This window comes from Streptomyces sp. NPDC058373 (genome assembly GCF_042723275.1).
Lineage (GTDB): Bacteria > Actinomycetota > Actinomycetes > Streptomycetales > Streptomycetaceae > Streptomyces.
In genome coordinates this window covers 1-23,367 of the sequence record NZ_JBHXJE010000061.1, presented here as the reverse complement: position 1 = coordinate 23,367, position 23,367 = coordinate 1, and the positions used below count along the sequence as shown (strand labels likewise).

22 protein-coding genes are annotated in these 23,367 nt (G+C 74.8%); 17 read left to right on the top strand and 5 right to left on the bottom strand.

The features are described from left to right. Positions 1–53: 53 nt before the first annotated feature. Positions 54–1,016, top strand: coding sequence for a LysR family transcriptional regulator (locus ACFWMZ_RS25810; protein WP_383204446.1), 963 nt, complete (start codon positions 54–56; stop codon positions 1,014–1,016). A gap of 42 nt (positions 1,017–1,058) precedes the next feature. On the opposite strand, the gene ACFWMZ_RS25805 is transcribed toward ACFWMZ_RS25810, so the two are convergent. The 3 genes from ACFWMZ_RS25805 to ACFWMZ_RS25795 form a co-directional block, all read right to left on the bottom strand. Further along, positions 1,059–1,766, bottom strand: a complete 708-nt coding sequence (locus ACFWMZ_RS25805; protein ID WP_383204443.1) for a gamma-glutamyl-gamma-aminobutyrate hydrolase family protein — start codon at positions 1,764–1,766, stop codon at positions 1,059–1,061. 89 nt (positions 1,767–1,855) lie between these two features. After that, positions 1,856–3,340, bottom strand: coding sequence for an ethanolamine permease (gene eat / locus ACFWMZ_RS25800; RefSeq protein ID WP_383204440.1), 1,485 nt, complete (start codon positions 3,338–3,340; stop codon positions 1,856–1,858). Positions 3,341–3,480: 140 nt separating this feature from the next. Then, positions 3,481–4,242: a FadR/GntR family transcriptional regulator gene (locus tag ACFWMZ_RS25795; RefSeq protein WP_383204438.1), complete on the bottom strand. Its 762-nt coding sequence runs from the start codon at positions 4,240–4,242 to the stop codon at positions 3,481–3,483. A gap of 74 nt (positions 4,243–4,316) precedes the next feature. On the opposite strand from ACFWMZ_RS25795, the gene ACFWMZ_RS25790 reads away from it, so the two are divergent. The 4 genes from ACFWMZ_RS25790 (at position 4,317) to ACFWMZ_RS25775 (ending at position 9,027) form a co-directional block, all read left to right on the top strand. Next, the gene (locus ACFWMZ_RS25790) at positions 4,317–5,681 is read left to right on the top strand and encodes a glutamine synthetase family protein (protein ID WP_383180455.1); all 1,365 of its coding nucleotides are present in this window, start codon (positions 4,317–4,319) and stop codon (positions 5,679–5,681) included. Between the two features lie 8 nt (positions 5,682–5,689). After that, on the top strand, positions 5,690–7,087 hold the full coding sequence (locus ACFWMZ_RS25785) for an aldehyde dehydrogenase family protein (RefSeq protein WP_383204435.1): 1,398 nt from the start codon (positions 5,690–5,692) through the stop codon (positions 7,085–7,087). Next, positions 7,084–7,896, top strand: coding sequence for a 3-oxoacyl-ACP reductase (locus ACFWMZ_RS25780; protein ID WP_383180461.1), 813 nt, complete (start codon positions 7,084–7,086; stop codon positions 7,894–7,896). Before ACFWMZ_RS25785 ends, ACFWMZ_RS25780 begins: the two co-directional genes overlap by 4 nt. A 105-nt stretch (positions 7,897–8,001) precedes the next feature. Beyond that, on the top strand, positions 8,002–9,027 hold the full coding sequence (locus ACFWMZ_RS25775; protein ID WP_383204432.1) for a DUF2510 domain-containing protein: 1,026 nt from the start codon (positions 8,002–8,004) through the stop codon (positions 9,025–9,027). A gap of 33 nt (positions 9,028–9,060) precedes the next feature. Here ACFWMZ_RS25775 and ACFWMZ_RS25770 read toward each other — a convergent pair whose 3' ends face one another. Then, positions 9,061–10,263: an amino acid deaminase/aldolase gene (locus ACFWMZ_RS25770; protein WP_383204429.1), complete on the bottom strand. Its 1,203-nt coding sequence runs from the start codon at positions 10,261–10,263 to the stop codon at positions 9,061–9,063. 219 nt (positions 10,264–10,482) lie between these two features. Here ACFWMZ_RS25770 and ACFWMZ_RS25765 point away from each other — a divergent pair, with 219 nt between their 5' ends. The 4 genes from ACFWMZ_RS25765 (at position 10,483) to ACFWMZ_RS25750 (ending at position 14,470) form a co-directional block, all read left to right on the top strand. Further along, positions 10,483–11,667 carry a hypothetical protein gene (locus tag ACFWMZ_RS25765; protein ID WP_383204426.1) on the top strand — a complete coding sequence of 395 codons (1,185 nt, stop codon included), beginning with the start codon at positions 10,483–10,485 and terminating at the stop codon, positions 11,665–11,667. Beyond that, the gene (gene mycP, locus ACFWMZ_RS25760; protein ID WP_383180472.1) at positions 11,664–12,833 is read left to right on the top strand and encodes a type VII secretion-associated serine protease mycosin; all 1,170 of its coding nucleotides are present in this window, start codon (positions 11,664–11,666) and stop codon (positions 12,831–12,833) included. Before ACFWMZ_RS25765 ends, mycP begins: the two co-directional genes overlap by 4 nt. 61 nt (positions 12,834–12,894) lie before the next feature. Next, complete coding sequence (locus ACFWMZ_RS25755) at positions 12,895–13,632, top strand: SseB family protein (RefSeq protein ID WP_383180475.1); 738 nt, start codon at positions 12,895–12,897, stop codon at positions 13,630–13,632. 127 nt (positions 13,633–13,759) lie between these two features. Then, entirely contained in the window at positions 13,760–14,470 is a 711-nt protein-coding gene (locus ACFWMZ_RS25750) for an MIP family channel protein (RefSeq protein WP_383180478.1), read from the top strand. A 73-nt stretch (positions 14,471–14,543) separates the two neighbouring features. Here ACFWMZ_RS25750 and ACFWMZ_RS25745 read toward each other — a convergent pair whose 3' ends face one another. Further along, positions 14,544–14,906, bottom strand: a complete 363-nt coding sequence (locus tag ACFWMZ_RS25745; protein ID WP_383180481.1) for a DUF1844 domain-containing protein — start codon at positions 14,904–14,906, stop codon at positions 14,544–14,546. A gap of 384 nt (positions 14,907–15,290) precedes the next feature. Here ACFWMZ_RS25745 and infC point away from each other — a divergent pair, with 384 nt between their 5' ends. The 8 genes from infC (at position 15,291) to pheT (ending at position 23,310) form a co-directional block, all read left to right on the top strand. Then, positions 15,291–15,962 (top strand): translation initiation factor IF-3, encoded by a 672-nt coding sequence (gene infC, locus ACFWMZ_RS25740; RefSeq protein ID WP_383180485.1) that lies wholly within the window; start codon positions 15,291–15,293, stop codon positions 15,960–15,962. Positions 15,963–16,068: 106 nt separating this feature from the next. Next, complete coding sequence (gene rpmI, locus ACFWMZ_RS25735) at positions 16,069–16,263, top strand: 50S ribosomal protein L35 (protein WP_003947156.1); 195 nt, start codon at positions 16,069–16,071, stop codon at positions 16,261–16,263. A gap of 102 nt (positions 16,264–16,365) precedes the next feature. Continuing rightward, positions 16,366–16,752, top strand: a complete 387-nt coding sequence (gene rplT, locus ACFWMZ_RS25730) for a 50S ribosomal protein L20 (protein ID WP_003947155.1) — start codon at positions 16,366–16,368, stop codon at positions 16,750–16,752. Between the two features lie 124 nt (positions 16,753–16,876). Beyond that, entirely contained in the window at positions 16,877–17,704 is an 828-nt protein-coding gene (locus ACFWMZ_RS25725) for a TrmH family RNA methyltransferase (RefSeq protein ID WP_383180490.1), read from the top strand. Positions 17,705–17,900: 196 nt separating this feature from the next. Further along, entirely contained in the window at positions 17,901–18,101 is a 201-nt protein-coding gene (locus ACFWMZ_RS25720; protein ID WP_383204423.1) for a hypothetical protein, read from the top strand. Between the two features lie 206 nt (positions 18,102–18,307). Further along, positions 18,308–19,423, top strand: coding sequence for an ATP-binding protein (locus ACFWMZ_RS25715; protein WP_383180496.1), 1,116 nt, complete (start codon positions 18,308–18,310; stop codon positions 19,421–19,423). Between the two features lie 225 nt (positions 19,424–19,648). Further along, the gene (pheS, locus tag ACFWMZ_RS25710) at positions 19,649–20,785 is read left to right on the top strand and encodes a phenylalanine--tRNA ligase subunit alpha (RefSeq protein WP_383180499.1); all 1,137 of its coding nucleotides are present in this window, start codon (positions 19,649–19,651) and stop codon (positions 20,783–20,785) included. After that, positions 20,785–23,310: a phenylalanine--tRNA ligase subunit beta gene (pheT, locus tag ACFWMZ_RS25705; protein WP_383204420.1), complete on the top strand. Its 2,526-nt coding sequence runs from the start codon at positions 20,785–20,787 to the stop codon at positions 23,308–23,310. The genes pheS and pheT overlap by 1 nt, the downstream gene beginning before the upstream one ends. Positions 23,311–23,367 lie beyond the last annotated feature (57 nt).

Below are 23,367 nucleotides of genomic sequence, written 5' to 3'. Positions count from 1 at the left end.
CGCAGGTCGGGCCCACCAGACTCCCTCGGGCCATGAGCTCATAACCTGGTCCTATGAGCACCGACGAGCCGCCCGCCGCCGACCCGGCAGATCCGGCCGACCCCGCCCCCGCCGACCCGGCCCTCGCTCACCGGATGCCCGCCCTCGGCTCGCTCCAGCTGCTCCTCGCCGTCGCCCGGCTCGGCAGTCTCGGCCGGGCCGCCCAGGAGTTGGGCATCAGCCAGCCCGCCGCCAGCGGACGCGTCCGGGCGATGGAGCGCGACCTCGGCCTCGCCCTGGTCGACCGCTCCCCGCGCGGCTCGCGGCTCACCCCGGCCGGGGCCCTCGTCACCGACTGGGCGGGCCGCGTGGTCGAGGCGTCGGCCGCCTTCGACGCCGGGGTGCAGGCGCTGCGCGACCGGCGGGACGCCCGGCTGCGGGTCGCCGCCAGCCTGACCATCGCCGAGTACCTGCTGCCGGGCTGGCTCATCGCCCTGCGCTCCCTGCGGCCGGCCACCGCGGTCTCCCTGCGCGCCGGGAACTCCGAGGCCGTCGCCGCCCTGCTGCTGGACGGCGAGGCCGACCTCGGCTTCGTCGAGGGGCCCGCCGTGCCGGCCGGGCTCGACGCGGTGACCGTCGCCCGGGACCGGCTGGTCGTCGTCACCGCCCCCGGGCACCCCTGGACACGGCGCACCGCTCCACTGGGCGCCGCGGAACTCGCGGGACGCCCGCTGATCCTCCGCGAGGAGGGCTCGGGGACGCGCCAGGTGCTCGCCGAGGCGGTCGGCGGCCTCACCGCACCCCTGCTGGAACTCTCCTCGACCACCGCCCTGAAGGCCGCCGTGGCCAGCGGCGCGGGCCCCGCCGTCCTCAGCGAACTGGCCGTCGGCGACGAACTGGCCGCCGGACGTCTGGCGAAGATCCCCGTCGAAGGGGTCCGGCTCACCCGCGACCTGCGCGCCGTCTGGCCCGCCGGGCACCCGCCGGTCGGGCCGGCCCGGGACCTGCTGGGGCTGACGCGGGGCGGGCGGCGCTGAGCCTCAGGGGCTCGGTACGCCCGCCGCGGGGCGCGTCCCCGGTCAGCCGGAGCGCCGCCCGCCACGGGCCGCCGCCGCCTCCACCAGTGCCCGCATGACACGGGTGTCCTCGCCCATCTCCGGGTGCCACTGCACGCCCAGTACCCACTGCTCCCCGGCCAGTTCGACCGCCTCCACCGTGCCGTCGTCGGCCTGGGCCGAGACGGCCAGGCCCCGGCCGAGGTCGGCGACGCACTGGTGGTGGTAGGCGGGGACCGCGGACTCCTCGGGGACGGCCTCCGCGTAGCGGCTGCCGGGGACCGGCTTGACCAGGTGGGAGCCGAAGACTCCGGTGCCGCCGGAGTGCCCGTCCAGGTGCTGGACGAGGGTGCCGCCGAGGGCGACGTTGAGGAGCTGCATGCCGCGGCAGACCCCCAGCAGCGGGGTGCCGAGTGCCAGCGCCGCGTCGATCAGCGCCAGCTCCCAGGCGTCCCGGGCCCGCGCCGGGGGACCGGTACGCGGGTCCCGCTCGGCCCCGTAACGGACCGGCTCCACGTCCGGCCCGCCCGCGACGACCAGGCCGTCCAGGCGGGAGACCGCGGCGGCGGCCCGCTCCGGCGCGTCGGGCGGCAGCATCGTGGCGAGGCCGCCGGACGCCTGGATCAACCCGGTGTAGCCGGAGGGCAGCAGCGCCGCCGGCAGGGTCCACACCCCCCAGCGGACCTCGTCCTCCAGATAGGTGCTGACGCCGATCAGCGGTGGGACGTCCACGAGCCGTGCTCCTCACGTGCGGGTGATGTCGAACGGGATGCCGCGGGGGCCGGGCGCCCGGCGGACGGAGCCGGCCCGCGGCCGGGGTCTCAGCCCCGGTCCAGTTCGGCCTCGGCGGCGGCCAGGGCGGCGAACTCCTCCTCGGGAGCCTTCGCCACCAGATGGTGGCGGCTGTAGAGCCCGAAGTAGGCGACCGCCACTCCGTAGACCACCAGCGCGATCACGGCGGCGACCACGTCGACCAGGAAGGTCGCCACCAGCGCCGCGCAGGCCAGGGTCAGTGCCACCGCGGAGGTCGCGATGCCGCCGGGCGTGCGGTACGGACGGTGCAGCTCCGGCTCGCGGCGGCGCAGCACGATGTGGGAGAGCGACATCAGGGCGTAGCTGATGGTGGCGCCGAAGACGGCGACGTTGAGCATCCGGGCCCCGTCCCCGGTGGCGGCGGCGAGCCCGAAACCGACGACGCCCGGGACCAGCAGGCCAAGATACGGCGCCCTGCGGCGGCTGGTCAGGGAGAGGAAGCGGGGCAGGTAGCCGGCGCGGGAGAGGGCGAAGAGCTGGCGCGACCCCGCGTAGATCAGTGAGAAGAACGAGGCGACGAGGCCGGCCAGGCCCGCGTAGTTGATGATCCGGCTCAGGCTGGTCGGCTCGCCGTCCGGCTGGAGCGCCTCCACCAGGGGATTGCCCGCGTCCTGGATGGCGGCGGCGCCGCGCGACCCGGCCGAGGCGAAGAAGGTGAGCAGCGCCAGCACCACCAGGATCGCCATCGACCAGCGGATCGCCTTCGGCAGGGTGCGTGCCGGGTCGCGGGTCTCCTCGGCGGCGAGCGGGACGCCCTCCACACCGAGGAAGAACCACATGCCGAACGGGAACGCCGCCCAGATGCCGAGCAGACCCATCGGCAGCCAGGAGTTGGACCCGAAGGCGCTCGGGTCGACCGGGATGTCGTTGAGGTTGGCGGCGTCGAACCGGGTGAAGGCGCCGACGGCGAAGATGAGCAGGGCGGTCACGGCGATGCCGGTGACGACGAAGCTGAACCGCAGCGCCTCGCCGACGCCCCAGAGGTGGATGCCGATGAAGACCGCGAAGCAGGCCAGGTAGACCGGCCAGCCGGAGGTGAGGCCGAAGAGGCCGAGCGACTCGACGTAGTCGCCGATGAAGATGGAGATGGCGGCCGGGGCGAGGACGTACTCGATGAGGATGGCGGTGCCGGTGAGGAAGCCGCCCCAGGGGCCGAGCGCGCGGCGGGCGAAGCCGTAGCCGCCGCCCGCCGTCGGCAGGACCGAGGAGAGTTCGGCCAGCGAGAAGACCATGCAGCCGTACATGATCCCCATCAGCACCATGGCGACGGCGAGACCCCCGAAGCCGCCCTCGGCGAGCCCGAAGTTCCAGCCGGAGAAGTCCCCGGAGACGACGTAGGCGACGCCGAGGCCGGTCAGCAGCAGCCAGCCCGCGCTGCCCCGGCGCAGTGCCCGGCGTTCCAGGTAGTCGTCGGGGGCGTCGGGGGACCCACCGGCCCCCGGCGGGGTGCCGGGGGAGTCCCCGGCGGTGGGACGGGCGGGGTTCACGGTCATGGTCACGACTCCCACGGACGCGGTGGAGGTGCAATGGAGTGAGGCCATACCTTTGCGGGAGCCGGGGGTGGGGCGCAAGACCCGTGCGTTACGCGGTGGTTAATCCGACGGGGCGCCCCCGCGGAGGCGCCCTGGCGGCCTCAGGTCAAGAACCCCCGCAGCAGGGCCGCCGTCCCCGCGCAGTGCTCCCGCATGATCTCCCGGGCCGTGTCCGCCTGGCCGTCGAGGACCGCCTCGACCAGTGCCGCGTGCTGGCGCTGGGAGTGCTCCAGGTTGCGGACGAGGAGCGGGATGCCGTCGAGGAGGCCGTTGACCTCGGCGCGGACCGCCGCGTACCGGGCGGTCAGGGAGGGGGAGCCGGCGAGTTCGGCGAGGGTCAGGTGGAGGAGGGTGTCCTGGCGCCGGTAGTCGTCGGACGGCGCGTCACCGGTGCGCTCCAGCGCCTCCCGCAGCCGCCGCGCCCCCTCGGCGCCGAGGCCGTGCGCCGCGCACAGCTCGGCCGCGCCCACCTCCAGCACCTCCCGGAAGCGCAGCGTGTCCTCCAGTGCGACGGCGTCGGTCCGCGTGCGCGCCGGGCCCTCCCCGGCGCCGGGCGCGCGGACGAACGTACCGCCGTACCTGCCGCGCCGGGGCTCCACCAGACCCTGGTCCTGAAGGGCCCTCAGCACCTCGCGCAGCGTCACCCGGCTCACCCCGAGCCGCTCGGCGAGGTCCCGCTCGGAGGGCAGCCGTTCGCCCGCCGGGACCAGGCCCAGCCGGATCACCTGGAGGATCTGCTCCAACGCCTCCTCGAAGCCGTTGCCCGCCCGCACCGGGCGGAGTACCGGGGCGAGGCGGTCCTCGTGCGCCCCCGGCGCGTGCCGTCCTTCCGCGCCGCCGGGCGGCGCGCTCGCGTCAGTCATCCGGCGGAACCCCCTTCCCAAGCAATGGTCGTTCCCCATACCTTATGGCCCTCGGTGACGAAGGAGGAATTCCCGTGGCAGACCGCACACCCCCGCTCTCCGTCGAGGAGTTGCGCACCCTGGTCGGCGCCGGAGAGATCGACACGGTGGTCCTGGCCTTCCCCGACATGCAGGGGCGCCTGCAGGGCAAGCGGTTCGCCGCCCCGTTCTTCCTCGACGAGGTCCTGGACCACGGCACCGAGGGGTGCAACTACCTCCTCGCCGTCGACGTCGAGATGAATACCGTCGACGGCTACGCGATGGCCTCCTGGGACCGCGGCTACGGCGACTTCGCCCTGCACGCCGACCCGGCCACGCTGCGCCGCGTCCCCTGGAACGACGGCACCGCCCTGCTCATGGCCGACCTCGCCTGGGCCGACGGCTCACCCGTGGTGGCCGCGCCCCGCCAGATCCTCCGCCGCCAGCTCGACCGGCTCGCCGAGCGCGGGCTCACCGCCCAGGTCGGCACCGAGCTGGAGTTCATCGTCTTCCAGGACAGCTACGAGAGCGCCTGGGACCGCGGCTACCAGGACCTCACCCCCGCCAACCGCTACAACATCGACTACTCCGTCCTCGGCACCGGCCGCGTCGAGCCGCTGCTGCGTCGCATCCGCAACGAGATGGCCGCCGCCGGCCTCACCGTCGAGTCGGCCAAGGGCGAGTGCAACCCGGGCCAGCACGAGATCGTGTTCCGCTACGACGACGCCCTCACCACCTGCGACCAGCACGCCGTCTACAAGACCGGCGCCAAGGAGATCGCCTCCCAGGAGGGCGTCGCCCTCACCTTCATGGCCAAGTACGACGCCCGCGAAGGCAACTCCTGCCACATCCACCTCTCCCTCACCGACCAGGACGGCACCCCCGCCATGCCGGGCGAGGGGCCCGACGGCATGTCGGAGCTGATGCGCCACTTCCTCGCCGGACAGCTCGCCGCCCTCGGCGACTTCACCCTCCTGTACGCCCCCAACATCAACTCCTACAAGCGGTTCCGGCCCGGCTCCTTCGCCCCCACCGCCGTCGCCTGGGGCCACGACAACCGCACCTGCGCGCTCCGCGTCGTCGGCCACGGCCCCGCCACCCGCTTCGAGAACCGTCTGCCCGGCGGCGACGTCAACCCCTACCTCGCCGTCGCGGGCATGATCGCCGCCGGGCTGTACGGCGTCGAGCACCGCCTCGGCCTCCCCGACGCCTGCACCGGCAACGCCTACACCGCCGGTCACGAGAGCGTCCCCACCACCCTGCGCGGGGCCGCCGACCGCTGGGAGCACAGCCCGATCGCCCGCGCCGCCTTCGGCGACGAGGTGGTCGAGCACTACCTGAACATGGCGCGCGTCGAACTCGACGCCTTCGACGCCGCCGTCACCGACTGGGAGCTGCGCCGCTCCTTCGAACGCATGTGAGGCACCGCATGTCCGACCCCGTCACCGGCAACGGCCCGGCCGAACTCCCCGTCCTCAACCCGGCGACCGGCGAACTCCTCACCACGGTCCCCGCCGCCTCCGCCGCCGACGTGGACGCCGCCGTCCGCCGCGCGGCCGCTGCCCAGCGCCGGTGGGCCGCCCTCGCCCCCGCCGACCGGGCCCGGCTGCTGCGCCGGTTCGCCGCCGCCGTCGACAGCCGCACCGAGGAACTGGCCGCCCTGGAGGTGCGGGAGGCCGGCCACCCGATCGGCAACGCCCGCTGGGAGGCGTCCAACGTCCGCGACCTGCTCGACTACGCGGCCGGAGGCGTCGAACGCCTCACCGGCCGCCAGATCCCGGTCGCGGGCGGCGTCGACGTCACCTTCCTCGAACCCCTCGGCGTGGTCGGCGTCATCGCCCCCTGGAACTTCCCGATGCCGATCGCCGCCTGGGGCACCGCCCCCGCGCTCGCCGCGGGCAACGCCGTCCTCCTCAAACCGGCGGAGACGACCCCGCTGACCGCGCTGCGCCTCGCCGAGATCGCCCTGGAGGCCGGGCTCCCCGACCACCTCTTCCAGGTGCTGCCCGGGACCGGGCCGGTCACCGGGGAGGCGCTGGTCGACCACCCGGGCGTCGCCAAGGTCGTCTTCACCGGCTCCACCCGCACCGGCAAGCGCCTCATGGCCCGCTGCGCCGACCAGGTCAAACGCCTCACCCTCGAACTCGGCGGCAAGAGCCCGAACATCGTCTTCGCCGACGCCGACCTCGAACAGGCCGCCGCCGCCGCTCCGATGTCCTTCCTCGACAACTCCGGCCAGGACTGCTGCGCCCGTACCCGCATCCTCGTCCAGGCCTCCGTCCACGACCGCTTCCTGGAACTGCTCGCCCCCGCGCTGGCCGCCGTCACCGTCGGCGACCCGGCCGACGAGGCCACCGACATGGGGCCGCTGATCTCCCGCACCCAGCTGGACCGGGTACGCGGCTACGTGCCGGACGGCGCCCCCGGCCTGCGCGGCACCGCCCCCGAAGGGCCCGGCTTCTGGTTCCCCCCGACCGTCCTCACGCAGGCCGGTGAGCGCGACCCGGTCGCCGTCGAGGAGGTCTTCGGGCCCGTCGCCGTCGTCCTGCCCTTCCAGGACGAGGAGGACGCCGTCCGCCTCGCCAACGACACCGCGTACGGCCTCGCCGCCTCCCTGTGGACCCGCGACGTCGGCCGCGCCCTGCGCGTCTCCCGCGCCGTGCGGGCGGGCAACCTCTCCGTCAACTCGCACTCGGCCGTCCGCTACGCCACCCCCTTCGGCGGCTACCGCCACTCCGGGCTCGGCCGGGAACTCGGCCCCGACGCCCTCACCGCCTTCACCGAGACCAAGAACGTCTTCCTCAGCACGGAAGGTCCCGCCCAGTGACCCAGCCCAGCACCCCGCGCCCCGACGCCGCCGAGCAGCCCCTCTGCCGCCGCCTCATCGGCCGTACCGCCGTCGTCACCGGCGCGGGCAGCGGCATCGGCCTCGCCACCGCCCGCCGCCTCGCCGCCGAGGGCGCCCACGTGGTCTGCGGCGACATCGACGAGGGCGCGGGACAGGCCGCCGCCGAGGCCACCGGGGGCCTCTTCGTCCGCGTCGACGTCACCGACCCCGACCAGGTCGACGCCCTCTTCCAGGCCGCGTTCGACACGTACGGCTCGGTCGACATCGCCTTCAACAACGCCGGGATCTCCCCGCCCGAGGACGACTCCATCCTGGAGACCGGCCTGGAGGCGTGGAAGCGCGTCCAGGAGGTCAACCTCACCTCCGTCTACCTCTGCTGCAAGGCCGCGCTGCCCCACATGCGGCGCCAGGGCAGGGGGTCGATCATCAACACCGCCTCCTTCGTCGCGGTGATGGGCGCCGCCACCTCGCAGATCTCCTACACCGCGTCCAAGGGCGGCGTCCTCGCCATGTCCCGCGAACTCGGCGTGCAGTTCGCCCGCGAGGGCATCCGCGTCAACGCCCTGTGCCCCGGCCCGGTCAACACCCCGCTGCTCCAGGAGCTGTTCGCCAAGGACCCGGAGCGCGCGGCCCGCCGCCTCGTGCACATCCCCGCCGGACGGTTCGCCGACGCCGACGAGATCGCGGCCGCCGTCGCCTTCCTCGCCAGCGACGACGCCTCCTTCGTCAACGCCACCGACTTCCTCGTGGACGGCGGCATCGCGGGCGCGTACGTGACGCCGCTCTAGGCCCTGCCCACGCTCCGGCAGGCCGCGCACCCGGCCTGCCGGAGCGCGCGCCCTCACCTGTGGGACCCCCTGAGGCTCCCCCCGGAAAGGCTCTAGGGTGACGGCATGAACACGCCGCTGCCTCCACCCGGCTGGTACGTGGACCCGGCCGCGCCACCGCCCGCCGTCGAACGCTGGTGGGACGGCACCGGCTGGACCGCGCACACCCGGGCCCCCGTCGCCGGGGCCGCTCCGGGCCCGGGCTCGCCTGTGGCCCCCGACGGCGGCTTCGGCCCGCCCCGGTCCCAGGCGCCCCAGGGCGGTTTCGGCCCGGTCGGCTTCGGGCCTCCGGCCACCGCCGCGAGCCCCGCCCGGCGGCGCGGGACCGTCGCCGCGCTCGTCGCCGGTGCCGTGGTGGTGGCCGCCTGCGCCGTCGGCGGCGTGGTGCTGCTGGGCGGCGGCGACACCCCCGCCGACGCCCCCGGCGCGGCGGCCCCTTCCGCCTCCTCCGCCGCCTCCGGCACGACGCCGTCCGCCACGCCCAGCCCGACGGAGGGGCCGACCCGCGACCCCGCCCCCCGGGTGCTCACCGACGAACTCAACGGCATCACCCTGCCGGTCCCCGAGGGCTGGACGAAGTCCACCACCCTCACCGCGGGCGACGTCGCCATGGTGACCGACCCGTCCTACGACTGCCCGGGCGGCTCCGGCTCCTGCCACCGCGGCCGCATCATCTCGGCCACCCTCACCGGCAGCGACGAGACCGACCCCAAGGCCGTCGCCGAGGCCGACATCTCCGACGCCGTGGACCTCCTCTACGACCGCGACGTCGTCGACCGCCGCCCCTACGACGGCGTCACCGCCGAGCGCGAGGCGGCCGCCGGGCAGGTCGCCGTGGCCGGACGGGCCGGCTACTACGTGCGGTGGCGGGTCACCACCGGCGCCGGGGACGGCGGCTGGGTCCAGTCGCTGGCCTTCCGCTCCTCGGTCGGCAGCGAGTCGATGGTCGTCGTCCGCTTCGCCTTCGACGCCGGCTCCGAGGGGCCGCCGCTCAGCTTGATGGACACCGTCGTCAAGGGGATCGAGCCGCTCGGCGCCACCGGCGGCTCCGGCGGCGTCGGCGAAGGGCTCACCCCCGCGCCGGGCGGCTGACCCGAGCCGCCGCCCGGCGCGAGGCGGGCAGCTTCAGAGGAACGTCCGCCCCTCGCCCCGGTACGTCGGCACCGTGTCCACCACCGCGTCCCCCAAGACCAGGTGCAGCGCGGCGAACCGCTCGCACAACTCGCCCGCCTTGGCGTGCCGGAACCACACCTTGTCGCCGATCAGCAGATCGTCGGCGGGCGGTCCCAGCAGCGGCGTCTGCACCTCGCCCGCCCCCTCCTGCGGGTCGTACCGCAGCCCCTCGGGCAGGTACGGCACCGGCGACCGGTCCGGCCCGGCCACCCCGGACGCCGGGTACCCGCCGCCGAGGACCGTCACCGCGCCCACCCCTGGCCTGCGCACCACCGGCTGCGCGAAGAGCGCCGCCGGACGCCCGGAGAACGACGTGTAGTGGTCGAAGAGGCGCGGCACGAACAGCCCCGACCCGGCCGCCACCTCCGTCACCGCCGCCTCGGCGACGGTGTGCTGCACACTGCCCGTCCCCCCGCCGTTGACGAACTCCAGCTCCGGCGCGACCTCGCACACCGCCCGCACCACCGCGTCCCGGCGCGCCGCCAGCTCCCGGCGCGCCGCCCGCTGCATCAGCCGGACCGCCCGGGACCGCAGCGGACGCCCCGCCACATCGTCGCCGACGCCCGCCACATGCCCCTCGTACGCCATCAGCCCCACCAGCCGGAACCCCGGCCTGCGCGCCACCAGCCGGGCCAGGTCGGCCACGTCCGCGGGGGAGTGCAGCGGCGAGCGGCGCGCCCCCACCCGGACGCGTCCGCCCAGCAGGAGCAGCGAGGTGTCCAGTTCCAGGCAGACCCGGATCTCCTCCGCGCCCGGCCCGCGCGCCTCCTCGATCAGCCGCAGCTGCGCCGGATCGTCGACCATCACCGTGACGGCCGCCGCCAGCTTCGGATCGGCCGCCAGCTCCGCGTACCCGTCCCGGTCCGCCGACGGGTAGGCCAGCAGCACGTCGTCCACCCCGGAGCGGGCCAGCCACAGCGACTCCGCCAGCGTGTACGACATCACCCCGGCGAACCCCTCGCGGGCCAGCACCCGCTCCAACAGGGCACGGCAGCGCACCGACTTGCTCGCCACCCGGACCGGCTTGCCCGCCGCCCGGCGTACGAGATCGGCGGCGTTGGCGTCGAAGGCGTCCAGGTCCACCAGGGCCAGCGGGGCGTCGAGATGCGCCGTCGCCCGGTCGTACCGGGCACGGGCGGAAGCGAGGGGCGTCATGCCCGCAGCCTGCCAGAGAGCCCTACCCAGGGGTAGGGGGTGACCAGGAGCGCCCCGCCGCGCGGACGCGGGGCCGCGCCACCGAGGGATCATCCGGGCAGAACCGGCCCGTCGGCCCCAGCGGTTCCCGCCGGGGCCGCGCCAACCCGTAGAGTGACGCGCACGGAGGGCGCGCGATCAGGCCCCCTGCCGGGCCGCGTGAGGGAAAACGGGGGGCGCATGAGTACGCAGGCACGCCGCCCGGCCGTACCGCCCCACCCGGCGGGCCGCCCCGAGGAGCACAGGGCCGCCGCGGCCGGTCCCGGGGCCCCGCCGCCCCGGCCCGCCCTCCCGCCGAAACCCGCCGCGCCCCCGGCCGCTGCCCGGCCCGACGAGCAGCCGCCGGTCGAGGACCGGGCCGCACCGCCGAAGACCCGCCGCACCTTCCCGGCGTTCCCCGCCCCGCGCGCCACCCCGCCCCGCGCACCCGTCCCGCCGCAGCCGCCGACGCCCGACCCCGGCCCGCCCGAGACACCACGCCCGACGCCGCGCCCCCGGGGCCGCTGGAGCACCGGCGCCGTCGACCTCACTCCCCGCCCGGGCGCCGGAGCGCCCTTCGCCGCCGCGCCCAGGGGCCCGGAACGCGACGAGGCCACCACCCGCCTGCGCCCCGTGCCCCGTTCCCCGCGCCGCAGGGCCGCCGCCGTCTGCCTCGTCCTCGGCCTCGGCCTGGTCGCGGGCGGCGCGACCGGTACCTGGCTCACCGGCGGCGACTCCGCCGGGGCCGCCGCCGACAGCTTCACGGCGGGCGCCGCCCTGTGGCACGACACCCCCGTCGACCGCCTCTTCCCGCCGACGGTCAAGGGGCGCAAGGCGGGCCCCGGCGGCGCCGACCGCACCTGGACCCGGATCGCGGTCGCCCCCGACAGCGGCTGCGCCAAGGCGCTCGACCCGCTCCTCGCCTCCGTCCTCGAACCGGTCGGATGCGCCCGCCTGCTCCGCGCCACCTACACCGACGCCACCCGCAGCGAGGTCGTCACCGTCGGCCTCCTCTTCACCCGCGCCGGGGAGCAGGCCATGACCGACCTGCGGACCCGCTTCCGCGCCGAGAAGCTCGACCGGCGGCGCGACCTGATGCCCCGCCCGTACGCCGCGAAGGACACCCTGGCCGAGGGGTTCGGCGACCCGCAGCGCGCCTCCTGGTCGGTGGCGGTCCTGGCCGACCTGCCCGCCGTCGTCTACGCGGTCAGCGGCTTCGCCGACGGGCGGGAGGTCACCGAACCCCAGCCCGCCGCGGCCGCCACCGCCGACGGCGCCACCACCGCTCCCGCCCAGGCGGGCCTCGGCCACACCGCGCTCGCCCACACCGACCGCGCCGCCGCCCGCCTGCGCGGTCTGGCCCACCGCGCCACCGAGGAGCCGTGACCGTGCCCCGAGCCCGCCGCGCCCTCGGCGCCCTCCTCGCCCCGGTCACCGCCGCCTGCCTCGCCCTGACGCCCACGGCCGCGCACGCCGACGGCATCCGCGCCCAGCAGTGGGGCCTGGAGGCGCTGCACGCCGAGGACGCCTGGCGCACCACCCAGGGCAAGGGCGTCACCGTCGCCGTCCTGGACACCGGCGTCGACGCCGACCACCCCGACCTGGAGCGCAACGTCCTGCCCGGCAAGGACCTCATAGGCTTCGGCGCGGGACCGGGCGACCGGCCCTGGGCCCGCCACGGCACCGCCATGGCCTCGGTCATCGCCGGTCACGGCCACGGGCCCGACGACGGCGACGGCGTCATGGGCGTCGCCCCCGAGGCCAAGATCCTGCCGGTCCGGGTGATCCTGGAGGACGGCGACACGGCCCGCAAGAAGGCCCGCTCCACCCGCGGCGGCGCCCTCGCCGAAGGCATCCGCTGGGCCGCCGACCAGGGCGCCGACGTCATCAACCTCTCCCTCGGCGATGACAGCGAGTCCGCCCACCCCGAGGCCGCCGAGGACGCCGCCGTCCAGTACGCCCTGAAGAAGGGCGCCGTCGTCGTCGCCTCCGCCGGGAACGGCGGCGAGAAGGGCGACCACGTCTCCTACCCGGCGGCCTACCCCGGCGTCATCGCCGTCACCGCCGTCGACCGCTTCGGCGAACGCGCCGCCTTCTCCACCCGCCGCTGGTACGCCACGGTCAGCGCCCCCGGCGACGACATCGTCCTCGCCGACCCCGACCGCCGCTACTACGAGGGATGGGGCACCAGCGCCGCCGCGGCCGCCGTCTCCGGCGCCGTCGCCCTGGTCCGCGCCGCCCACCCGCACCTCGCCCCCGCCCAGATCAAACGCCTCCTGGAGGAGACCGCCCGGGACAGCCCCGGCGGCGGCCGCGACGACTCCCGGGGGCACGGCCTGGTCGACGCCGCCGCCGCCGTCGAGGCCGGCGGCAAGCTCGCCCCCGACGAGCTGAAGCCCGCCGCACACGGCGAGCGCCACTTCGGCCCCGGACCAGGCCACACCGACGCGGACTCCGGCGCCGCCTGGGCCGGGCCCGCGGCGGGCGGCCTCGGGGTGCTGCTGCTGGCCGCCGCCGTCCTGCTCTGGCGCGGCCGCGCACCGCTCCGCTGAGCCGTCCGGCACCGGCCCGCCCGGGGCCGGTCCGCCAACGCCGGGTCGATAGGCTCGCGGCGTGGCGAACAAGAACATTCCCGACTCCGCTTTCTCCGACGACGACGGCTCCGCCGACCCCCGGCTGAGCGCCGCGCTGGCCGCCTGGGCCGAGGACCGCACCCGGCACCGGCCGGTGCTGGAGGCCCTGCGCTCCACCCGGCTGCTCGTCCCGGTCGTCGCCGTCCTCGGCGAGAGCGAGGTGGACGAGAACGGGCTGCGCCACGAGAAGACCAGCGACATGGCCGTCCCGACCCTCAAGGCGGGCGAGCGCACCGCCCTGCCGGCCTTCACCTCCACTCAATCCCTCGCCCGCTGGGACCCGGAGGCCCGCCCCGTCGCCGTCGCCCTCCACCAGGCCCTGGAGGCGGCCGCGCACGAGCGGGCCGACACCGTCGTCCTCGACCTCGCAGGACCCGTGCCGTACGAGCTGACCGGATCCGCGCTGCGCGCCCTCGCCGAGGGCCGCACCGACCCCGACCCGCTCGCCGACCCGGCCGTCACCGGAGCCGTCCGCGAGGCCCTGGCCGCCGAGCCGGAGGTGCTCCGCGCCCACCTGGCCCGCTCGACCGGCGCCACCGACGGCGTGCTCGCCGTGGTGCTGGCCCCCGACGCCGACCCCGCCGCCACCTTGAACCGGGTGGCCCGGGCGATGGCCGCCGCCGAGCCGCTCCGCGCCCGCCTGGTCCGCGGCCTCGACCTGGCCGTCCTGCCCGCCACGGCCGACGGACCCGCCGAGGAGCCCGTCTACCGGCGCTGACCCGGGCGCCGCGCGCGTACGTCCTCGGTACCGGCCGCCGACAGGCAGGGTCCGGGAACCGGGGGGACAATCGGCGAAGAAACCGGAACGAACCATCCCGAACCGGAAGTAATCGCGAGGTGTGTCCATGTCTACGCGTGCGCTCATATCGGAGTTCACCGGTACCGCGCTGCTGGTGTTCTTCGCCGTCGGAGCGGCGGTCCTCGCCGGGGACTTCATCGGCACCGTCGGTATCGCCCTGGCCTTCGGCTTCGTCATGCTGGCCCTCGCCTACGCGCTCGGCCCCGTCTCGGGCTGCCACATCAATCCGGCGGTCACCCTGGGCATGCTCACCGCCCGGCGCATCGACCTGCGGACCGCCGTCGGGTTCTGGGTGGCGCAGGTGCTCGGCTGCATCGTCGGCGCGGCCGTGCTGTTCCTGCTGGCCAAACAGGTGCCGGGGCTCCAGACCCACGCGCAGTTCGGCACCAACGGCTTCGCCGACCGCTCGGCGGTGGAACTGGGGATGGGCGGTGCCTTCCTCGCCGAGGTGGTGCTGACCTTCCTGCTGGTCTTCGTGGTCCTCGCGGTCACCCACCGGGTGGCGCTGATCGGCTTCGACGGCCTGCCCATCGGCCTGGTGCTCGCCGCGATCCACATCATCGGCATCCCGCTGACCGGCACCTCGGTCAACCCGGCGCGCAGCCTCGGCCCCGCCCTCTTCGCGGGCGGCGCCGCCATCACCCAGCTCTGGCTCTTCATCCTGGCGCCCCTGATCGGCGGCGCCCTCGCCGCGCTGGCGCACCGCTGCACCCACCCGCCGGGCGGCCGGGCCGTGGAGGCCGACGCGGTCACGTGACGCGTACGTACGGAAGGGGCGGACACCCGTGGGTGCCCGCCCCTTCCTCTGTTCCGTCCTCTGGTCGCGAGGATCAGCCGAAGACCGGCCCGGTGTACTTCTCGCCCGGGCCCTTGCCCGGCTCGTCCGGCACCGCGGAGGCCTCGCGGAAGGCGAGCTGGAGGGACTTGAGGCCGTCCCGCAGCGGGGCCGCGTGGAAGGAGCTGATCTCGGTGGCCCCGGCGTCCAGCAACCCGGCCAGCGCGTGGATGAGCTTGCGGGCCTCGTCGAGGTCCTTGTGGTCCTCGCCGCCCTCGGCCAGCCCCAGGTTGACGGCGGCGGCGCTCATCAGGTGCACGCCCACCGTGGTGATCACCTCGACCGCGGGGACGTCGGCGATGTCGCGGGTCATCTCGTCGAAGCCGGGGGCCTCGCCCGCGGGGGTGGCGTCGCTCATGGCAGCTTGTCTTCTTCCCGTGTTTCCTGAGGGGTGTCCTCGCCGGTACGCCGCGAAGGCGATCGGCGAGGGCCAGCCTAGGCCCTGCCGTGGCCCGGGCGGCGAGGGGTCCGGACGCTGGTATGCTTGATAGTCGACCGGCTGGACATCTTGTGTCCGGCCACAAGTGGAGGCTCCGATCTCCCACCTGACCGTCCTCAGGGACGGCGGGTCACCGGTCAGGCGGCCGCACCCCGAGTGCGGCAGGCCCGATGCGCCCCGCGTCCACGCGGCGGTGCTCCGGTAGTCCAGGAGCCCCGCGTGTGATCGTCCGGGGCATTTTTCGTGTACCGGCTCGGTTGGTCTGATTGAAACAGACGTAACGCGGCAGCCCGCCAGGCTGTCGTGTGGTGCTACCGAGGAGGATCCATCAGCGCCGAGCCCCGCATCAACGACCGGATTCGCGTTCCCGAGGTCCGACTTGTCGGTCCCAGCGGCGAGCAGGTCGGCATTGTGCCGCTTGCCAAGGCCCTGGAGCTTGCGCAGGAGTACGACCTCGACCTCGTCGAGGTCGCGGCGACCGCCCGTCCGCCCGTGTGCAAGCTCATGGACTACGGAAAGTTCAAGTACGAGTCGGCCATGAAGGCCCGTGAGGCGCGCAAGAACCAGGCGCACACGGTCATCAAGGAGATGAAGCTCCGGCCGAAGATCGACCCGCACGACTATGACACCAAGAAGGGTCATGTCGTCCGGTTCCTCAAGCAGGGCGACAAGGTCAAGATCACGATCATGTTCCGCGGCCGTGAGCAGTCCCGGCCGGAGCTCGGCTTCCGGCTGCTCCAGCGGCTGGCGGAGGATGTCCAGGACCTCGGGTTCATCGAGTCGAACCCGAAGCAGGACGGCCGAAACATGATCATGGTTCTCGGTCCGCACAAGAAGAAGACCGAGGCAATGGCCGAGGCGCGCGAGGCGCAGGCCGCCCGCAAGGCCGAGCGCCAGGGCCGTACGGCCCAGGACGACGCCGAGAACGCCGACGACGCCGCCGAAGGCGCCGAGCAGGCCCCTGCCGAGGCATGATCCGGGGCGCGAGTCCCGCGATCGTCAACCGACACATATGACGTTCTGGACCGCCCGTTCGCGAGGACGGGCCCCAGGACGCCACTGACGAGGAGAGAACGGCGCTATGCCGAAGAACAAGTCGCACAGCGGTGCCAGCAAGCGCTTCAAGATCACCGGCTCCGGCAAGGTGCTCCGTGAGCGCGCCGGCAAGCGCCACCTGCTCGAGCACAAGTCGTCCCGTCTGACGCGTCGCCTCACCGGCAACGCCGAGATGGCCCCGGGCGACGCCAAGAAGATCAAGAAGCTTCTCGGCAAGTGACGTCACGGCCTCCGGCACACCGGAGGCCGGGCGCCGGGACCGGGACCAATTCGAACCGGGCCGTGTGAACACCACCACGGCCCCGCTACAAGGAGTCAACAAGTGGCACGCGTCAAGCGGGCAGTCAACGCCCACAAGAAGCGCCGGGCGATCCTCGAGCAGGCCAGCGGCTACCGCGGCCAGCGGTCGCGCCTGTACCGCAAGGCGAAGGAGCAGGTCACCCACTCCCTCGTCTACAACTACAACGACCGCAAGAAGCGCAAGGGCGACTTCCGTCAGCTCTGGATCCAGCGGATCAACGCCGCGGCCCGCGCCAACGGCGTCACCTACAACCGCTTCATCCAGGGTCTGAAGGCCGCCAACATCGAGGTCGACCGCAAGATCCTCGCGGACCTCGCCGTCAACGACGCCCCGGCCTTCGCCGCGCTCGTCGAGGCCGCCCAGAAGGCGCTGCCGAGCGACGTCAACGCCCCGAAGACCGCCGCCTGACCTCCTCCCCAGGACCAGGCACTCCCGTCTTCACCCGGACCCGCAGGCGCCAGCCGCCTGCGGGTCCGGTGCGTCTCCCCGTCCTCTCCGCACGCTCTCCGACACGAAGGTGGACCCCCGACCCATGGGCACCCCCGAGCTGATCTCCCCGCGTTCCACGCGGGTCACGGCCGCCAAGCGGCTGGCCCGCCGCAACGTCCGCGGCAAGGAGCGCAGATTCCTCGCCGAGGGGCCCCAGGCGGTCCGGGAGGCGCTCGGCCACCGTAGCGGCGAGGAGCCGACCCTGGTGGAACTCTTCACCACGGTGGAGGCGGCCGAGCGGTACGCGGAGATCATCGGCGCCGCCCGCGCCGAGGGTGCCCGCGTCCACCTCGCCGACGAGGCCACCATCGCGGAGATCGCCACCACCGTCACCCCGCAGGGACTGGTCGGCGTCTGCCGCTTCCTCGACACCCCCTTCGCCCGGATCACCGCCGACCGCCCCCGCCTCGTCGCCCTCCTCGCCAACGTCCGCGACCCCGGCAACGCCGGTACGGTGCTGCGCTGCGCGGACGCCGCCGGAGCCGACGCCGTGGTGCTGACCGACGCCTCGGTGGACGTCTACAACCCCAAGGCCGTCCGTGCCTCGGTCGGCTCCCTCTTCCACCTGCCGGTCGCGGTCGGCGTCCCCGTGGAGACCGCCGTCGCCGGGCTCCGCGAGGCGGGGGTACGCATCCTCGCCGCCGACGGCGCGGGCGAGGACGACCTCGACACCGAGCTCGACCGCGGCACCATGGGCGGCCCCACCGCCTGGATCTTCGGCAACGAGGCCTGGGGCCTGCCCGAGGAGACCAGGGCGCTGGCCGACGCCGTGGTCCGCGTCCCCATCCACGGCCGCGCCGAGTCGCTCAACCTCGCGACCGCCGCTGCCGTCTGCCTCTACGGCTCGGCGCGCGCCCAGCGCCACGGCTGACAGCACAGCGGCGGGCACCGGGGGAGCGGCCCATGCGCAGCACACTGGCGGAAGGCGGCTGGACCATGGCCGCCGGACTCCTGGTCATCCTGTCGCCGTCGGGCTCCGGGGCCGCACCACCCGCCCCTGGTGGCGGGCCCGGGCCGAGCGCGCCGCCCGGGCCCGGCGCCCCCGGGAACTGCGGCGCGCCGCCGACATGGCCATCGCCGCCGCCCGCCGGGCCGCCGGACCCGGCGAGCCAGCCCTGGTCCGCGTCGCCGCCGTGCGCGAGGTGGCGGTCGGCCACTTCGGGCACCGTTACGTCAGCCACCCGGAGGCCGCCGCCGCGCTCCGTGAGCGGTACGAACGGGCCGGATGCGACCGGGACTGCGTGACCGACGCCTACGACGGGCCCTGACCGGGCGCCGCCACGCCCGGTCCATCACGCGCCCCGATGTGCGCTGGTCTGCGCCCCTGATGCGCCCCTGCGCGGAGTGGATGTCCCGGCGGGGAACAGTAGAGTGGCCAACTCGGGGGCCCACGCCACGGGTTAACGGCCCCGAGCGGTTCGAGAGGCCGGAGCGGTCCGGCAGGTCCGGGCGGCCCGAGAGGTGGGATACGGGGATGGCAGCCGGTTCGAGTGAACCGCCCGCGCCGCGCGGCACGACGCGCGACCACGGCACCGGGGGACCGGCGCTCGCGCCCGACGACCTGCCCGACGGCCTGGTCGTCGCCGACCACCGCGGCCGCGTCGTCACCTTCAACCGCGCCGCCGCCCGGATCTGCGCCGTCCGCGCCGACGACGTCCTCGGCTTCCCGCTGGAGAAGGCGCTGCCGCTGGAGGACCTGAAGGGCCGCCGCTGGTGGGAGCTGACCGACCCCTGGGGCGGCCTCGCCATCCGAGGCGGCCAGCCCGAGCGGAACCTGCTCCTGCCCGGCGGCCGCGAGGTGCTGGTCAGCGCCCGCTACGTACGCGAGGAGCCGCTCGGCCCGGTGAGCCGGGTGGTCGTCAGCCTCCGCGACACCGAGGCCCGGCGGCGTACCGAACGCAGCCACGCCGAGCTGATCGCCACCGTCGCACACGAGCTGCGCTCGCCGCTGACCAGCGTCAAAGGGTTCACCGCCACCCTGCTCGCCAAGTGGGACCGGTTCACCGACGACCAGAAGCGGCTCATGCTGGAGACGGTCGACGCCGACGCGGGCCGGGTCACCCGGCTCATCGCCGAGCTCCTCGACATCTCCCGCATCGACTCCGGACGCCTGGAGGTCCACCGACAGCCGGTCGACCTCGCCGCCGCCGTCGGCCGCCACGTCCACGCCCTGGTCGCGGCCGGCCAGCCGCCGGAGCGCTTCCTCGTCCGCCTGCACCGGCCGCTGCCCGCCCTGTGGGCCGACCCCGACAAGATCGACCAGATCCTCAGCAACCTCCTGGAAAACGCGGTGCGCCACGGGGAAGGTACTGTCACCATCGACGTGGCACCCGCGCCCCTGAAGAACGACACCGAAGGAACGGCCGTCACCGTGAGCGACGAAGGACCCGGCATCCCCGAGGAATCGGTGAACCGCGTCTTCACCCGCTTCTGGCGCGGCAGCAAGCGCGGCGGCACCGGCCTCGGCCTGTACATCGTCAAGGGCATCGTCGAGGCCCACGGCGGAACCATCAGCGTGGAGCGCGCCCCCGGCGGCGGCGCCCGGTTCCGATTTACGTTGCCCGTGGCGGCCCCGGCCTATCTGGCCTGACCCCGCCCCGGGCGCCCCGCGGTCCTCCCCGGCAGGCCGCGCCCCCCGCGGGCGCCGCCCGGTGCGGGGGAAGGACCTCCAGCTCACCCCCGTTAGACTCGGTCTCCGGCACATTTTTGCGCCCTTGGCCTCTGCGGGGACCCACAGCCAGGCCCCACCATCCGGTACCCCGCGCCCGCGACACGTACCGGGCGCGGGGCGGAGCAATCGGAAGCACGGGAAGAGATGTCGGCACCGAACAAGTCGTACGACCCAGTAGAGGTCGAGGCACTGAAACCGGAAAACATCGAGCGCATGCGGGACGAGGCGCTCGCCGCCTTCGCCGCCGCGGCGGACCTCGACGCCCTCGCGCAGGCCAAGACCGCGCACGCCGGCGGCACCTCGCCGCTGTCGCTGGCCAACCGGGAGATCGGCGCCCTGCCCCCGCAGGCCAAGGCCGAGGCGGGCAAGCGCGTCGGCATGGCGCGCGGCCAGGTCAACAAGGCCCTCGCCGCCCGGCAGGCCGTGCTGGAGGCCGAGCGCGACGAGCGGGTCCTGGTCGAGGAGGCGGTGGACGTCACCCTGCCGTACGACCGCGTCCCGGCCGGCGCGCGCCACCCGCTGACCACGCTCATGGAGCGGGTCGCGGACGTCTTCGTCGCCATGGGGTACGAGGTCGCCGAGGGGCCCGAGGCCGAGGCCGAGTGGTTCAACTTCGACGCGCTCAACTTCACCCCGGACCACCCGGCCCGGCAGATGCAGGACACCTTCTTCGTCCGCGGCGAGGGGCAGAAGCCCGGCTCCCGCGAGGACGAGTCCGGCATCGTCCTGCGCACCCACACCTCGCCCGTGCAGGCCCGCACCCTGCTCGACCGCGAGCCGCCCGTGTACGTCGTCTGCCCCGGCCGGGTCTACCGGACCGACGAGCTGGACGCCACGCACACCCCGGTCTTCCACCAGATCGAGCTGCTCGCCGTCGACGAGGGCCTGACCATGGCCGACCTCAAGGGCACCCTCGACCACATGGTCCAGGCGCTCTTCGGCCCGGACATGAAGACCCGGCTGCGCCCCAACTTCTTCCCCTTCACCGAGCCGTCCGCCGAGATGGACATGGTCTGCTACGTCTGCCGCGGCGCCTCCGTCGGCAACCCGGAGCGGCCCTGCCGCACCTGCGGCAGCGAGGGCTGGATCGAGCTGGGCGGCTGCGGCATGGTCAACCCGAAGGTCCTGGTGGCCTGCGGTGTCGACCCCGAGAAGTACAGCGGATTCGCCTTCGGGTTCGGCATCGAACGGATGCTGATGTTCCGCCACAACGTCGAAGACATGCGAGACATGGTCGAGGGTGACATCCGGTTCACCCGGCCGTTCGGGATGGAGATCTGATGCGGGTCCCGCTTTCCTGGCTGCGGGAGTACGTCGACCTCCCCGCCACCGAGACCGGCCGCGACGTGCAGGCCAAGCTGGTCGCCGCCGGCTTGGAGGTCGAGACGGTCGAGCAGCTCGGCGCCGGCCTCACCGGCCCCCTCGTCGTCGGCGAGGTGCTGACCATCGAGGAGCTGGAGGGGTTCAAGAAGCCCATCCGCTTCTGCACCGTCGACGTCGGCACCGCCAACGGCACCGGCCTCCCGCAGGAGATCGTCTGCGGCGCCCGGAACTTCGCCGTCGGCGACAAGGTCGTCGTCGTGCTGCCCGGCGCCGTCCTCCCCGGCGACTTCGCCATCGCCGCCCGCAAGACCTACGGCAAGGTCTCGCACGGCATGATCTGCTCCAGTGACGAGCTGGGCATGGGCGCAGGCGGCGACGGCATCATCGTGCTGCCGCCCGAGTACGAGCCCGGCACCGACGCGATCGCGCTCCTGGAGCTGGTCGACGAGGTCCTCGACATCGCCGTCACCCCGGACCGGGGCTACTGCCTGTCGATGCGCGGCGTCGCCCGCGAGACCGCCACCGCCTACGGCCTGCCGCTGCGCGACCCGGCCCTCCTCGACGTCCCCGGCCCCAACGCCGAGGGCCACCCCGTCGAGGTCGCCGACCCGTTCGGCTGCGACCGCTTCACCGCCCGTACCGTCAGCGGCCTCAACCCCGAGGCCCGCTCGCCGATCTGGCTGCGCCGCCGCCTCCAGAAGGCCGGCATGCGGCCGATCTCGCTCGCCGTCGACATCACCAACTACGTGATGCTCGAACTGGGCCAGCCGCTCCACGCCTACGACCGCTCCCGCGTCCAGGGCGCCCTCGGCGTCCGCCGCGCGGAGCCCGGCGAGAAGCTCACCACCCTCGACGGCGTCCGCCGCACCCTGGACCCAGAGGACCTCGTCATCACCGACGAGCGCGGCGTCATCGGCCTCGCCGGGGTCATGGGCGGCGCCGACACCGAGATCGCCGACGCGGTCCCGGACCCGGAGACCGGCCGCGTCGCGGGCACCACCGAGGTGGTGATCGAGGCCGCGCACTTCGACCCGATCGCCATCGCGCGCGCCGCCCGGCGCCACAAGCTGCCCTCCGAGGCGTCCAAGCGCTTCGAACGCGGCGTCGACCCGCTGGCCGCCTCCGCAGCCGCCCAGCGCACCGTCGACCTGCTGGTGCTGCTGGCGGGCGGCACCGCCGGAGCCGGGGTCACCGAGGTCATCTCGCCCTCGGCCCCGCACACCGTCGCGATGCCCGCCGACCACCCCGCCAAGGTGGCCGGGGTCGCCTACGGCCGGGAGACCGTCGTCCGCCGCCTCCAGCAGGTCGGCTGCGACGTCTACGGCCAGGACGACCTGGTCGTCACCGTCCCCTCCTGGCGCCCCGACCTGCGCGCCCCCAACGACCTCGCCGAAGAGGTGATCCGGCTGGAGGGGTACGAGAACCTGCCCTCCACCCTGCCGAAGCCGCCCGCCGGCCGAGGTCTCACCTCCCGCCAGCGGCTGCACCGCCGGATCGGCCGCGCACTGGCCGGAGCGGGCTACACCGAGGCGCTGAACTACCCGTTCATCTCCGAGCAGGTCCTCGACCAGCTCGGCCTCGCCGCCGACGACCCGGCCCGCCGCGTCGTCACCCTGGTCAACCCGCTCTCCGACGAGGAGCCGGCGCTGCGCACCACGCTGCTGCCCGGCCTGCTCGGCGCGCTCCGCCGCAACGACGGCCGGGGCAGCCACGACCTGGCACTCTTCGAGACCGGCCTGGTCTTCCACCCGAGCGGGCGGGCCACCGCGGGCGAGCGGCTCCCGGTCGACCACCGGCCCACCGACGAGCAGCTCGCCGCGGTCACCGCGGCCCTGCCCGACCAGCCCCGGCACGCCGCGGTCGTCCTCGCGGGCGCCCGCGAGCAGGCCGGCTGGTGGGGCAAGGGGCGTCCGGCCGACTGGGCCGACGCCATCGAGGCGGCCCGCACGATCGCCCGTGAGTCCGGTACCGAACTCCTCGTCCGTTCGGGGCAGTACGGCCCGTGGCACCCGGGCCGGTGCGCGGAGCTGGCCGTCGTCCTCGACGGTGAGGAGCGCGTCGTCGGTCACGCCGGCGAGCTGCACCCGCGCGTCCTGAAGGCGCTGGGCCTGCCCGCGCGCACCTGCGCCATGGAGATCGACCTGGACGCCGTCGAGGCGGCGGGCACCGGCACCGTCGAGGCGCCGCGCATCGCCACCTTCCCGGTCGCCACCCAGGACGTGGCCCTCGTCGTCGACGCCGGGGTCCCGGCCGCCGACGTGGAGGCGGTCCTGCGCGAGGGCGCGGGCGAACTCCTGGAGTCCCTCCGCCTGTTCGACGTCTTCACCGGTGAGCAGCTCGGCGAGGGGCGCAAGTCGCTCGCCTACGCGCTGCGCTTCCGCGCCCCCGACCGGACGTTGACCGTAGAGGAGGCGACCGCCGCCCGCGACGCGGCTGTCGCCCTGGCGGCCGAGCGGACCGGTGCGGTCCTGCGCGGAGCCTGACGGAAGGGGGTGCCCCGGGCCCGCCCGGGGCACCCCGCCCGGCGTACCGCCGCCCGC

What these genes read in the sequence shown, in the direction of transcription:
- ACFWMZ_RS25810 (WP_383204446.1), top strand. Translation starts at nt 54, where the DNA reads ATGAGCACCGACGAGCCGCCCGCCGCCGACCCGGCAGATCCGGCCGAC.
- ACFWMZ_RS25750 (WP_383180478.1), top strand. Translation starts at nt 13,760, where the DNA reads ATGTCTACGCGTGCGCTCATATCGGAGTTCACCGGTACCGCGCTGCTG.
- eat (WP_383204440.1), bottom strand. Translation starts at nt 3,340, where the DNA reads ATGACCGTGAACCCCGCCCGTCCCACCGCCGGGGACTCCCCCGGCACC.
- ACFWMZ_RS25745 (WP_383180481.1), bottom strand. Translation starts at nt 14,906, where the DNA reads ATGAGCGACGCCACCCCCGCGGGCGAGGCCCCCGGCTTCGACGAGATG.
- rpmI (WP_003947156.1), top strand. Translation starts at nt 16,069, where the DNA reads ATGCCGAAGAACAAGTCGCACAGCGGTGCCAGCAAGCGCTTCAAGATC.
- ACFWMZ_RS25715 (WP_383180496.1), top strand. Translation starts at nt 18,308, where the DNA reads ATGGCAGCCGGTTCGAGTGAACCGCCCGCGCCGCGCGGCACGACGCGC.
- ACFWMZ_RS25725 (WP_383180490.1), top strand. Translation starts at nt 16,877, where the DNA reads ATGGGCACCCCCGAGCTGATCTCCCCGCGTTCCACGCGGGTCACGGCC.
- ACFWMZ_RS25765 (WP_383204426.1), top strand. Translation starts at nt 10,483, where the DNA reads ATGAGTACGCAGGCACGCCGCCCGGCCGTACCGCCCCACCCGGCGGGC.
- ACFWMZ_RS25795 (WP_383204438.1), bottom strand. Translation starts at nt 4,242, where the DNA reads ATGACTGACGCGAGCGCGCCGCCCGGCGGCGCGGAAGGACGGCACGCG.
- pheT (WP_383204420.1), top strand. Translation starts at nt 20,785, where the DNA reads ATGCGGGTCCCGCTTTCCTGGCTGCGGGAGTACGTCGACCTCCCCGCC.
- ACFWMZ_RS25775 (WP_383204432.1), top strand. Translation starts at nt 8,002, where the DNA reads ATGAACACGCCGCTGCCTCCACCCGGCTGGTACGTGGACCCGGCCGCG.
- pheS (WP_383180499.1), top strand. Translation starts at nt 19,649, where the DNA reads ATGTCGGCACCGAACAAGTCGTACGACCCAGTAGAGGTCGAGGCACTG.
- ACFWMZ_RS25770 (WP_383204429.1), bottom strand. Translation starts at nt 10,263, where the DNA reads ATGACGCCCCTCGCTTCCGCCCGTGCCCGGTACGACCGGGCGACGGCG.
- ACFWMZ_RS25785 (WP_383204435.1), top strand. Translation starts at nt 5,690, where the DNA reads ATGTCCGACCCCGTCACCGGCAACGGCCCGGCCGAACTCCCCGTCCTC.
- ACFWMZ_RS25720 (WP_383204423.1), top strand. Translation starts at nt 17,901, where the DNA reads ATGGCCATCGCCGCCGCCCGCCGGGCCGCCGGACCCGGCGAGCCAGCC.